Origin of the sequence: Bacillus cereus group sp. MS39, from assembly GCF_040448665.1 — a bacterium.
In the GTDB taxonomy this organism is placed as follows: domain Bacteria; phylum Bacillota; class Bacilli; order Bacillales; family Bacillaceae_G; genus Bacillus_A; species Bacillus_A wiedmannii.
The window spans coordinates 4,681,515-4,694,583 of sequence record NZ_CP123058.1 but is presented as its reverse complement, the minus strand read 5'-3'; the positions used below and the strand labels follow the sequence as shown (position 1 = coordinate 4,694,583).

The following is a 13,069-nucleotide window of genomic DNA, read 5'->3' as shown; positions in this document are numbered from 1 at the left end:
TGAGGGGAAATCCCTCATCTTTTTTTAATCCATCCACTTCACTAACTTTTTGGAAATTAGTAATAAAACACAACCTAAAACGATTGCTACAGCGCCAATAACTGTAAATACTTCAGCATATCCAAGTGAAGTTGTGAAGCTTGCAAGTTGTCCACCTAAAATGTTGGCGATACCTGAACTTGCTAACCATACGCCCATTAGTAAAGATGCTAGTTTTACTGGAGCGAGCGAACTAACCATTGATAGTCCAACAGGTGATAAGAATAGCTCACCTAACGTATGGAAAAGATACGTAAAGACGATAAATAGTAAGTTTGCTTTTTCTGTAATGTTATGTTCATCACTACCTGTTTTTAATGTAGCGATAACAAGAATGATATAACCGATACCGAGTAGGATCATACCAAGTCCCATTTTAGTTGGGATTTTTAAATCCCCGCGCTTACGAGTTGCAAGTTTTGCCCATAATGCTGAAATGACTGGGGCAAGTAAAATAATAAATAATGGATTGACCGATTGGAACCAAGATGTTGGAACTTCCCATCCGAACACAGAGCGGTCTACAAATTTGTTTGTATATAATGTTAATGAGCTACCAGCTTGTTCAAAGCCAGCCCAGAAGAAGACAACGAAGCATGTTAAAATGACGATAACTGCGGTACGTTGTTTTTCTTTTTTTGTTAACGGTGTATCTCCTACTGATGGTTGTCCAGCAGCTGTTTGCAAATCGCGAGTTGGTTTTTTACCAATATCACCAAGGAAGCGATTTGATAGTGTTGTAAATAAAATTTGTCCAATGATCATTCCGATTGAAGCGGCTAAGAAACCGTAACGGAATCCGTAATGTACAACGCCATCAACTGTTGTTTTGAATAAATTTTCTGATAAAAATCCGCAAACGAGTGGAGCTAAAAATGACCCGACGTTAATACCCATATAGAAAATGGTAAATGCACTATCACGTTTTGGATCATTCTCTTCGTATAATTCTCCAACCAGTGTAGAGATGTTCGGTTTGAAGAATCCATTACCAATAATAATAAGCGCTAATCCGAGGTATAGGCCTAATTGGTTTTGCAAGGCAAATAGTGTAAGGTTACCGATTGCCATTGTTATACCACCAATTGTGATTGCTTTTCGTCTACCTAGAAAACGGTCTGTTAAGTATCCACCAATCATTGGTGTGAAATAACAGGCTCCAGTATAAAATCCGTAAATAGAGAGTGCCCATGCGGGACTAAACCCAAGACCACCGCTTACTAAAGCTGTCGTTAAATATAATGTTAATAATCCTCGTAATCCATAGTAACTAAATCTTTCCCACATTTCTGTAAAGAAGAGTAAGTATAAACCTGGAGGATGTTTCTTTTTTCTTTGTTGTTCTCTTTCTAGTTGTATCGTTGATTCCATGTTATTTTCCTCCTGACACAAACAAAAACAAAGTTAATAATTTTGTACATTTAATATTTTACCTTATTAACTATTATAAGTCAATAAAGGTTGATTTTTCAGAAGAAATTGGAAAAGAGAGATAGCTATAGAATGGGTGTTTCTTTTGTGATAGACTATGGACTATGTTTTCTTTGTTAGGAAGCGGATTATTGCACTTTTTTTATATGTGAAATTGATTTCATAAAAGATGAAATTAAAGAAGGAGAAACAAATGAAATTGTTACAGAAAAAAGAAATTTTACTGATTAGCCTTATGTTATTCTCGATGTTCTTTGGAGCGGGGAATCTTATATTCCCACCTTTCCTTGGGTATGAAGCGGGAGAACATGTGTGGATTTCATTAGTAGGGTTTATTATATCAGCAACAGGTCTTCCTATATTGGGAGTTATTGCTATTGCGAAAGCAGGAAGTTTTCAAACGCTAGCGGGTCGGGTTCATTCTTCATTCGCCATTATTTTTCCGTGTATCGTGTATTTATTTATTGGACCAGGTCTTGGTATACCACGTGCAGGAAGTTTAGCTTTTGAAATGGGGCCAGGTCAGTTGTTCCCAGAAGCGGGAAGTGTAGTTGTATTATGTTACACTGTTATTTTCTTTAGTATTGTGTACTGGTTAAGCTTATCACCGTCTAAATTAATGGGGTTGTTCGGAAAAGTTTTAACACCGTTATTATTAGGTATGATTGCCCTTATTTTTATAAAGAGTATGTTTACATCAGTAGGCAGTGTGAAAGAGGCTGCTGGAAACTATGGACAAGCTCCTATGTTCCAAGGCTTTTTAGATGGATATTTAACGATGGATGCGCTAGCCGCTTTAATTTTTGGGATTGTTATTGCAAATGCTCTTCGTGCAAAAGGTGTTGAAGATGATAAAGGTTTAGCGAAATATATGAGTATTGCTGGAATTGGTGCAGGACTATTATTATCTATTATTTATGTCATACTTGGATATGTTGGTTCAATTAGCGGTTCGTTAGGTACATTTGATAATGGGGCGAACGTGTTAGCGCAAGTGATGACTACATTATTTGGACAAGGCGGAGTCGTTTTATTAGGTCTTATTTTTACGATCGCGTGTTTATGTGTGTCAATCGGACTTGTTACGTCTTGTAGTCAATTTTTCGCAAGTGTATTTCCGAAAGTAGCGTATAAAGTTTGGGCATTTATATTGAGTTTTGTTAGTATGATTTTAGCTAATTTAGGATTAACACAAATTTTAAAAGTATCAGTACCGATTCTTGGGTTTATTTATCCAGTTGCATTAACGCTTATTATTTTAGGGTTATTCCATAAGTATATTGGAAAGTATGCATACGTATACGCAGTAACAGTTGGGATTGTAGCGGTATTTAGTGCAATTGATATTTTCAATAAAAATGTGATGATGAATCAGTGGACGCCAATATTGAAATATATTCCGTTTTATACAGAAGGTGTTGGGTGGATTGTTCCAGCTATTATAGGTGTTTGTATAGGCGTTATCGTGAGTAGCGTTCTAAATAAGAATAAATGAGTAAAAAGGTGTTTTCCTATTTCGGAAAACACCTTTCTTTTTTTGGAAAAATAGTATTGAAAATGAATAGACTAAGAGTATGATAAAGATAATTGGTAATATATAGGTTTTGAATAGGTGATGAGGGGGGAGCGTATGAAGGAGGATTTAAATAAGAAAATAGAAGCGCTTGAAACGGCAATTGAAACAATCCAAGAAGCGCTTTTTGAATTGAAAGCAAAACAAAGAGAAATAGAAGTAGAAAATGCTCAGCAACATGTTAGTAAGGAAAAGAAAGAATATATTGAAACGGTAATGGAGGAAAAACAAAAAGAAGAAGTAGTTACAATAAAAGAGCCTGTGCAAGAACGTGAGGTAAAACAAGTGGATATATCTGCTTTTAAACCAGAACCATTTAATATTATTAATTTTTGCCAAACTTGGTTACCACGCATATTTGTTGGCATTATGTTACTTGGAGTAATCTGGTTATTTAAAGCAGGGGTAGATGCTGGGTTATTAACACCTGCAATACGAATTGTGTTTGGTATTGTCCTATCAATCTGTTTTTATTATATAGGTGATATTCAAATTAAACGAGAGCGGCAAGCGTTAGGGTTAGTATTAGCGGGAGGCAGTATTACAGGTATAGTTTTAACGACATTTGCGGCACATTATTTATATGGATTTATTCCAGCAAGTGTCGCGTTTGTATGTAATATTGCATGGGTCATTTTAGGTATTTATGTAGCAAAGAGGTATCAATCGGAATATCTTACTATCTTCGTAGCGGTAGGAGCTTTCTTCGTACCCTTCTTATTAAATAGTACGACTCCTAATCCGTATATTTTCTTTGGATATGAGACGATACTGACACTTAGCTTATTATGGTATGCGTTGAAAAATCGTTATCAGTATTTATATATGATTTCTTATGCTGTTGCTGCTATTGTCCTTTTTGTCTTCTTTGCTATTATGTCAATGTTAGTAGAGGATTTGCAAATACAGTTAACAGTTGCTTATGGTTTAATTCACTTACTATTATTTTGGCATATGTTTACGGAGAGAAGTTTTATAGTAGAGCCACGCTTGGCGATATTTAGTGCGAATGCAGTTCTCTTTATATTAGCCATTTCAAAAATACCTGAATTTACAACATGGGGATTAATGATTAGTGCACTCGTGCACGCTACTATGTTCGTGCTTGAATATAGGAAGAATAGACATTCTACATTTACAAATCTTTTATTTGGTTTCGCAATGGGTGCATTTAGTTTAGCGATTTTATATGAGTATAGTCTAGTGAATGCAGCGATTGTATTATTATTACAAGGTTTCCTCGGTATGGTGACTGCTATTAAAGTAAAACAACAGATAAAATTGTATGTTAGTGCGACGGTTTACGCGATTGGAATGATACAAACTATTTTTAGTCCGTTTGATCATTTCATTTCAGCTGGGTTCGTTGCTCATATTATTTTAATAGGTACATTTTATTACTGCATGAAGCAAGCGAAAGATGTGTTAATGAGTTTTGGAAAATATGTTTATTCTATAACGCTCTATTGGTTTATGGTTATCGTATTTATTGTAATTACTAGAGTCGGTGAAGTGCTTTCTACAGATGGAAGTATAATAAGCGTATCGGTATCATTATTATGGATGGTATATGCATTATTTTCCGTTTGGCTTGGACGGAATAAAAATATGAATGAAATATTGTATGCCGGCTTAGTCGTGTTAGTCGTAACGATAGGGAAGCTATTCCTTCTGGACTTACCAGAAGTATCGATGATGATCAGGGCAGTGTTATTCTTAATAGTAGGTAGTATAGGTATCGTTATTTCAAGAATGTTTTTCTCAAAAGAAGAGAAGTAAAAAGAAGGCAATCCATATCCGGATTGCCTTTTTCATTATTTCTTATTAATTATTACAGCTTCATTGTATTTCGCTGTCGTATTTTGGCGTAGACGAAGCGTTGCTTGTCCAGCTGTATTTGAATCGATTTGTACGTTCACAATTTTCTCAGCAGTACCTAAGCTGTTTGTTGTGAAAGAGAATGCACTACTATATCCAAAAGTAGATGGCCAAGTACCATTTGTATTTTGAACCTTTGCTACTTGTGTACCGCCAGTAGTAAATATACCTAAAGAGTAATTATTGTATGTTGTGTTTGGTAATAAGTTATTTACTTGAATTTTTATTTGGAACACTTCATTGTTTGGTAGAGTGCTAGGGTGTGTAACTACGTAGTCGCTTGCTGTTACCGCACCGTTATAACCATATGAACCTGGTTTGAAAGTATTTGTATTAAACCATTGATAACCTGCATTTGGCGCGCTCCAAGGTTCAGGTTGTGGTTCTGTTGATAAGCTTGGTTGTTCGAATGTTTGTAAAGCAGTAGGTAGATCAAGTTGTAAACCATTAACTTGATCTAAACTTGTAAATGTCTCTTTTTTCGATAACCAATTTACGATATTCTCTAGTAAGATAGCATCGTTTTCTTCCTTGTAGCCATCGTAAGTTTTCTTTGTTTGACCAGAGTCTTCACGGACGTATTTTGGCGTAGCATCTTCAACAGGAGAAGAGTCCCCAATAAAAGCAGCTTTTCCAAGACCTACTTTTGAGATAGCGGCATAAGGACCCTCTGCAACACCACCGCTGTTATAAACACCGCTATCAACAGCGTTATTCCATTTTGATGGGTTTTCTGGAAGATACACAAGGCCTTTTGCTAGTTTTGGGTTTGTAATTGCTAGAGTAGAACCAGCATGCATTGCTACAGATGAAACCCCTTCTGTAATTCCGAATGATTGTGCCGGTGATACAATGTTTTTAGCTGAAACATCACCAATAGCATTATAGCGGAAGCGAATACCGAAGTTGTCAGATAGCCAATCAGAGCTTTCTACTCCTTGCATAGCTTGTGAATTTGTTTCCTCGTTAGACATTCCTTTTGCTGGATTATCCCAAGCACCACGTCTATATCCATTAAATACTTCAGAAGAGTCCCAACGATTTTTATTACGATCTGCATTATAATGGTCGGCAATAAAGAAAATACTTCCGCCACTTTTCACATATTGTAACATTGCATCTTGTTCAGATTTCTTGTAAGGAATATTAGCTTCTGGAACGATAAAAACATTGTAGTCTTTTAAATCTTCGTACGTAATAGGTGTTGATTTACGAAGTTCTTTTACATGATATCCATTTTGGGCAATGCCGTTTCCGAAATCAGAAAAGCCACCATCGATAACCCAGTCAGCTGTCCCGGCCGTTTGACCGTGTGTATTATCGAATAATACTTTCTTCCCGCTATTTTGATTTACAACCTTTGCAGCAATTTCAGGAGCTGGGTCTACAGAGCTTTCTGCATAAGTAGACGGTATGAACGAACTCCCCATACTAAGTGTAATTGCTGTTGCTAAAGAAAATGTAATCCACTTTTTATTCTTCATAGAAGAATCCCCCTAATAATAAATATATGTGCTTTAATAATGTAATTTATTTTTCTGAAAAAATAAAGACGGAAAACGTAAAAAATATTAAAAAATTGTAAAAATACCGTGAATTTTGTTGAGAAATATTTATATAGACAATAAAAAATCCCTTCCAATTAATAAGGAAGGGATAGCTTGTTTAACTAATCTTTGAATTAGGTGTTTCATCAATCTTATGAAATCCTTTCATATAATACACGATAGCTAAGCCAATAAGCCAAATTGGGCCAACGATTAATGCAATTCGTGTATCTTCTGAATACGCCATTATACATAGTACAAGTGCAAGGAAGCCAAGTGAGAAGTAAGAGCTTAATGGATGTAAAGGCATTTTATACGTTAGCTTGTCTTTTTTCTCAGTTGATAATCCTTTACGGAATTTAATTTGAGCGACTAATATAATCCCCCAAGTCCAAATTGCCCCGAAAGTTGAAATACTAGTAAGCCATGTAAATACCTTTGCAGGTACGAGATAGTTTAATATAACGCCAATGAGTAAAACGATAGCAGTTGCTACAATTCCTTGACTCGGAATACCGTTTTTATTTAAACGACCGAATCTTTCAGGTGCTTTCTTTTGCTGTGCCAATGTAAATAGCATACGGCCTGTACTAAATAGACCGCCATTACAAGAAGAAAGAGCTGCTGTTAATACGACAAAGTTAATAATACCTGCTGCTTTTGCGATACCGATTTGCTGGAATGTTAATACAAATGGACTTCCTTTCTCACCAAGTTCGTTCCATGGATAAATTGCCATCATAACGAATAGAGCCCCAACGTAGAACAGTAATATTCTCCAAAATACGTTATCGATTGCTTTTGCGAGTGTTTTTTTCGGATTTTGAGCTTCACCCGCTGTAACACCGATTAATTCAACGCCTAAATAAGCGAATAACACCATTTGTAAAGAGAGCAGTAACCCAGAAAAACCATTTGGGAACCAGCCACCATGTGACCAAAGGTTTGAAATGCCGGTAGCGATACCGCCGTTTCCGAATCCGAATAAAATAATACCAGCTCCAACAATTATCATACAGATAATTGTGACAATTTTGATGAGAGCGAACCAAAATTCAAGTTCCCCAAATACTTTTACGGATAAGAAGTTAAAAGCACTCATTAATAATAGAGCGAGTAAAGCCCAAGTCCAGCGTGGGATATCTGGGAACCAGTACTGCATGTAAATGCCAGCTGCCGTAATTTCAGCCATGCAAGTAACAACCCATAGGAACCAGTAGTTCCAACCGGTAATATAGCCAGCTAGTGGTCCAAGGTAATCATAAGCATATTTACTAAAAGAACCGGCAACAGGTTGTTCAATTGCCATTTCTCCGAGTGCTCGCATAATGAAAAAAATAACGAGTCCAGCGATCATATAACCTAGTAGAATAGAAGGGCCAGCTAGCTTAATAGCAGAAGCAGATCCTAAAAATAGTCCAACGCCAATAGCTGAACCGAGTGACATTAAAGTAATGTGTCGTTCTTTTAAACCACGGTTTAAAGTTCCAGATTTGTTTGTGTGCTGCATAAGAAGAATCCCCCTTGTAGAATGAGCTACCTAAATATTTAACTATTTCAAATTATAAAACATTTTTATCTGTTATGCTACAAAAATAATCGTGACGAGCTGTACTACATCTGTACTTGTCAGACTTAAACTTAAAATTCGAACTATTAGTGAATATATTGACTCTTCTTTTTATTGATTGTTAAGATTAAGTATTATATTTTCTCACATACTAGTAAGAAAAGAGTGTGTGATAATAATTCAGATGTAGGAAGGGTACATAACCATGTTTCAATTACAAAAATATAACACTTCTGTGAAGCAAGAGCTTTTAGCTGGCATCACAACTTTTTTTACATTTGCGTATATTCTTGTCATCAATCCGAAAATATTATCTGATGCAGGTGTACCATTTGATCAAGCTTTTACGGCAACTATTATTGCGACGGTTGTAGGGACGCTATGTATGGCGTTTTTAGCTAACTATCCAATTGTTATTGCTCCAGCTATGGGAATGAATGCGTATTTTGCTTATTCTGTTGTTCAACAGGCAGAGGGGATTACATATGTCATTGCGTTTTCAGCAGTATTTGTAACAGGTATTATTTTTCTTTTATTATCTTTCACTTCATTTAGGCAAAAGCTAATTGTCGCAATTCCTGACAGTTTAAAACATGCGATTGCAGGTGGAATTGGGTTATTTATTGCTTTTATTGGATTACGTCTATCTGGAATTATCGTTGATCATCCATCTAACTTAGTTACGATTGGTGACTTCCATTCTCCAGCTGTTATTTTAACTCTAATTGGTTTAATATTAGCGGCGGTATTAATGGCATTGCGTGTGAGCGGTGCATTATTTATTAGTATGATTGTGACAGGAGTTATCGCCTTCTTTACAGGGCAACTGAAGTTCACGGATAAAATTGTTGCGATGCCTCATTTACCAGAGGGTATTATCGTTTCAAATCCAATCAACGCCTTTTCAGATGTAATTGAATACGGATTATATGGCGTTGTATTCTCATTTTTACTTGTACTGTTATTTGATACAACAGGTGCATTACTCGGTTTAATTAAACAAGCAGGTTTAATTACAGATAATACAGAGAAACGTTTTGGTAAAGCGTTTATTGCAGATGCAATCGGCGGGACTACAGGCTCTATCTTTGGAACAAGCCCAACAGCAGCGACGATTGAATCGTCAGCTGGTATTGCCGCGGGTGGTAAAACAGGATTAACAGGTATTGTAGTTGTCGGTCTAACGATTATAACGGCATTCTTCAGCCCTGTAATTGCTTCTCTATCAAGTGTAGCCGCTATTACAGCTCCTTCATTAATTATTGTAGGTAGTTTAATGGCACAAAGTCTTCGTGATATTAATTGGAATGAATTTGAAGATGCATTACCAGCATTTTTAATTTTCGTTGGTATTCCGTTAACGTCTAGTATTGCGAATGGAATTGCGATTGGATTTTTAGTGTATCCAGTCTTAAAAATTGTGAAAGGGAAAGGGATGGAAGTACATCCGTTACTATACTTATTTACAATTTTATTTGGATGTCATTTATTCTTATAATATAGATATAGGAGAGGGGGCTTCTTATGAGAGGCTCCTTTTTTGTGTATAATAAAGTGAAACTTAAATCAATTACGTAAATTATAAATTACTTAATGGAATATATATGTTACACTAAGAGTAGAGGAGGAACATGAATGGCTGTAAGTAAAATAAAAGTCGCGCGTGTTCAGTTAGATTTAACACAGCAACAATTAGCAGAAAAAGTAGGCGTTACAAGGCAAACGATTAGTTTAATTGAGAAGGGGAAATACAACCCGTCTTTAGATTTATGTTTAAAAATTTGTTATGCGGTAGATAAAACATTGAATGATTTGTTTTGGGAGGACAAGGAGTGAGGGGATGAAAATCGTGAAAGATGAACGTTTAATGATTGAGGGGCTAAAACATATTAGATTAGTTTTTATCTTACAAAATATTATCATACTAGGTATTGTTTTTTATCGCTACGTTTTGCAAGGTGCAGGATATGAAAGTGTTTCGGATTTATTAATGGTATTTATGGGCGGGATAATAGTTATAAACTTTTTAAATCTGAAAAATTCAGTGGAAGTGTATGAGCATACAGGGGGAGTATCGCGCAGTTATTTTATGAAGTTATTATTCATTCCAGTAGGTATTGTTATTGGGATTTTAGCTATTTGTATTATTGTAACACCAGATATTTCGATAAAGGAAATTAGTATGACAGGGCTTATTATGTTTGCTTGTTTTTTAGTTCCTAGTTTGTTTATATACATATATATGAAAAAAATAAAAAGTGAAGATTGAAATATAAGAAAAGCTTTCCCATATTGCGGAAAGCTTTTCTTATATCTTTTTATACAGTACTTTATGAAGGCCAATCGGTTCAATTTCAAATATCTCACCATGTTCTTGAAAGCCTAAGCGCTTGTAATAGTCAGCTACAGTAACTCGGCCATTACACCATAAAATATTTGCTTGACGTTCTTGCAAGATTTGTTCCGCCTTCTGAATTAATGAGCTTCCAGCACGGTTATTGCGAAACTCAGGTAATGTTGCCATTCCTCGTAGACGATAATGCATACCTGCTGGTAAGTCAGGGTATATTTCTTTTGAGAAGGAAGCGATACTAATAAGTTCATCGTTTATAAATGCGCCTAAGTGAAAGGTATCTGTTTCATAGTCGGAAGAGTATTTACAATCTGTTAACGTTTGACTCGGGCGTAAAATTTTTTGACGTAATACGTAAGTTTCAGATCCATCAATATTTTTCACAGTAATCATATTAACATCCTTTCCTATAAGGCTTTTTCTGTTAGTTGTATAAAGAAATAGGCAGGTGCGGCGAAAAGTCCGAGTATGCTAGCAGTTCCGAGAAGGAGTGAAAGTAGGAGGCAAGAGTATTTTATTCCATTTGATTTTTTCCATCCGTAACTACAAATTTCAATGCTAACACCGATGAGAATAATGGCAACGAGTACTTCCGCTAATAATAAGAGAGCTAAAGTTACAATAGACATAATGTGATCCATCCTCATAATATATGATAGTAACATTTTACCATATAAAATGAAAAAAAATGCCCCTCAATTATGTGAGGGGCATTTTTCTATTCTAATATGCTTTTTAGTGTATCGATGTGTTCTTTTGAGCCAGTTACAAGTAATGTATCGCCGTGTTGTAGGCTTGTATCACCATGTGGGATTAATGCTTTATTCCCACGATAAATTTGAATGACGAGTACATCGCCTAAAAATGGAAGGCGACGAAGTGCAACGCCGTTATATTTATTACTCCGTAGTTCCACTTCACGGACTGTTTCGTTTGCTGTTGTAATTAAGCGAACGAGACTCGGTTTATCAATTAGTGCACGTAATAGAATACGTGTAGAGTTAATTGTTGAGAATACGGCGATATGTTCTTGCGTTGCTTTTTCTTGTAGAAGTGGATCTTCTACACTTGCAATAACATGTTCAACACCTAGCTCTTTTGCATGTTCTGCTAATAATAAGTTTTGTTCATCATCGCTTGTTGCAACAACAACGCGGTCTGCATGAAACGCTGTTTGTTCAGTTAATGATGCAATTGTGATGTCATCTAATTTCACGATAGGGAAGTCATGCGATTTCGCTTCCTCATCATTTATTTTATTTTGACGCATCATATATAGTGTCACGTCATAATCTTCTCGTTTTAAATCAAGTGATAATGGAAGTGTAATTCTGCTCGCACCAATAATAGAAACTTTTGGTTTTGGTGTTTCTACTTTCGGGAACATCTTTTTAAATAATATAGGTGCGAAAATACAAGTAATAACTGCGCTTAAAATAAGGGAAGCAGATAAACTTGGACTGATGATTCCTAGTTTTTCACCAATTTGTGCAGCTGCAATAACTAAAGAAAGTGTCGATGTTAATAAGATGGCACTTCCCAGTACGATATTACGTGGATACCATTTTCGTAAGACGAGTGATGGTAACAGTTTTGAAATAAAGAGTCCCACAATTAAAATTGGGATCATGAGCATACTAGAAGGTTCTTTGAAAATAGACCAAACCTCTAAATTTACACCAACCATTACGAAGAAAATAGGGATGAAGAAACCGTAGCCGATGGAATCCAGTTTTTCAACCATATCTTCATTTGGTGATAATAACGATACAAGTACACCCGCTAAGAAGGCACCTAAAATATTTTCAGCTCCAACAGATTCAGATAACCCGACTAATATTAAGATGAGTGCAAAAACAGCTCGTGTATCAATTTGTACACTACCAGCTTTTAAGCTATCTAAGTATGGAATGTTTTTAAAGCGTTTTGCAACGAAGTAAATAACAATACCAGCACCGAATAGAAGAAGAAGGAGCCACATGCTTTGGCCGCTTTCGGAATTTAATCCGACGAATACAGCGAGTAAAATCATTGTAACTAAATCTGCAATAACAGCAACTAATAAAATGATTTGTCCGATTGCCGTTTTTCCTAAGTTATTCTCTTTTAATGTTGGTACAACAACACCTAAAGAAATAGTTGAAATAATTAAAGTCATAAACATTGCATTATCTACGAATCCTAGCCATACGAATAGTAATGATAGAGCATAAGATAAGATGAAAATAAATAAGAAGATAATGCTTGCTGCTTGGAATGTGTTTGGTTCGTTTGTCGTATTCTTTTTCCCTTTTTGTTTAAAGATCGAAAAGTCAATTTCTAGACCACTTAAGAACATTAGGAAGATAAATCCTAGTGTTGATAAGACTTGAAGCCACATATCTGGCTCAATGATGTTAAATCCACTTTTACCTACAAAGATTCCTGCGATGATTTCTGCAACAACGACAGGAAGTGCTTTTAATTTAAAGCGTTGTAACAAAAGGGGAACGAAAAACGCGATTGCAACGACAACCATAAGTGATAGAACAGAAGTGTGATGTTCCATTGCGTTCTCTCCCTTCAAATAAATATAGTAACTATTTAGCCATATAATAGGTAGAAAAGCAACGCATATGGATTCGATTTCATAAAGAAAGAGTTTTCTTAACATTTGTCATAATAAGTATATTTTTCAT

Annotated in this window: 11 protein-coding genes; 5 read left to right on the top strand and 6 right to left on the bottom strand. The window is 35.6% G+C overall.

The features are described 5' to 3' along the window. Positions 1 to 24: 24 nt before the first annotated feature. Positions 25 to 1,410: a peptide MFS transporter gene (locus tag QEP67_RS24455; RefSeq protein WP_000446271.1), complete on the bottom strand. Its 1,386-nt coding sequence runs from the start codon at positions 1,408 to 1,410 to the stop codon at positions 25 to 27. Between the two features lie 253 nt (positions 1,411 to 1,663). Between QEP67_RS24455 and brnQ the strand changes: the two genes are divergently transcribed. Together brnQ and QEP67_RS24445 are read left to right on the top strand one after the other, a co-directional pair. After that, entirely contained in the window at positions 1,664 to 2,965 is a 1,302-nt protein-coding gene (brnQ, locus tag QEP67_RS24450; RefSeq protein WP_000771675.1) for a branched-chain amino acid transport system II carrier protein, read from the top strand. 135 nt (positions 2,966 to 3,100) lie between these two features. Next, entirely contained in the window at positions 3,101 to 4,822 is a 1,722-nt protein-coding gene (locus QEP67_RS24445) for a DUF2339 domain-containing protein (RefSeq protein ID WP_000656723.1), read from the top strand. Positions 4,823 to 4,857: 35 nt separating this feature from the next. Here the strand turns inward: QEP67_RS24445 and QEP67_RS24440 are convergent, their stop codons facing one another. Next, a complete protein-coding gene (locus QEP67_RS24440) occupies positions 4,858 to 6,405 on the bottom strand; it encodes a hypothetical protein (protein ID WP_000791529.1) in 1,548 nt (515 codons plus the stop codon). A 181-nt stretch (positions 6,406 to 6,586) separates the two neighbouring features. Next, positions 6,587 to 7,978 (bottom strand): amino acid permease, encoded by a 1,392-nt coding sequence (locus QEP67_RS24435; protein ID WP_001164902.1) that lies wholly within the window; start codon positions 7,976 to 7,978, stop codon positions 6,587 to 6,589. 265 nt (positions 7,979 to 8,243) lie between these two features. On the opposite strand from QEP67_RS24435, the gene QEP67_RS24430 reads away from it, so the two are divergent. The 3 genes from QEP67_RS24430 (at position 8,244) to QEP67_RS24420 (ending at position 10,307) form a co-directional block, all read left to right on the top strand. Continuing rightward, positions 8,244 to 9,536, top strand: coding sequence for an NCS2 family permease (locus QEP67_RS24430; protein ID WP_000487208.1), 1,293 nt, complete (start codon positions 8,244 to 8,246; stop codon positions 9,534 to 9,536). A 137-nt stretch (positions 9,537 to 9,673) separates the two neighbouring features. Next, a complete protein-coding gene (locus QEP67_RS24425; protein ID WP_000301180.1) occupies positions 9,674 to 9,874 on the top strand; it encodes a helix-turn-helix transcriptional regulator in 201 nt (66 codons plus the stop codon). Positions 9,875 to 9,878: 4 nt separating this feature from the next. After that, positions 9,879 to 10,307, top strand: coding sequence for a hypothetical protein (locus QEP67_RS24420; protein WP_000706642.1), 429 nt, complete (start codon positions 9,879 to 9,881; stop codon positions 10,305 to 10,307). Between the two features lie 39 nt (positions 10,308 to 10,346). On the opposite strand, the gene QEP67_RS24415 is transcribed toward QEP67_RS24420, so the two are convergent. From QEP67_RS24415 to QEP67_RS24405, 3 genes are read right to left on the bottom strand one after another with little or no spacing between them, the layout of a single operon-like run. Further along, complete coding sequence (locus QEP67_RS24415) at positions 10,347 to 10,784, bottom strand: GNAT family N-acetyltransferase (protein ID WP_000633763.1); 438 nt, start codon at positions 10,782 to 10,784, stop codon at positions 10,347 to 10,349. 14 nt (positions 10,785 to 10,798) lie between these two features. Then, positions 10,799 to 11,056: a DUF4022 family protein gene (locus QEP67_RS24410; RefSeq protein ID WP_071743379.1), complete on the bottom strand. Its 258-nt coding sequence runs from the start codon at positions 11,054 to 11,056 to the stop codon at positions 10,799 to 10,801. Positions 11,057 to 11,109: 53 nt separating this feature from the next. Then, positions 11,110 to 12,939 carry a monovalent cation:proton antiporter family protein gene (locus QEP67_RS24405; RefSeq protein WP_000399985.1) on the bottom strand — a complete coding sequence of 610 codons (1,830 nt, stop codon included), beginning with the start codon at positions 12,937 to 12,939 and terminating at the stop codon, positions 11,110 to 11,112. Positions 12,940 to 13,069: the final 130 nt, after the last annotated feature.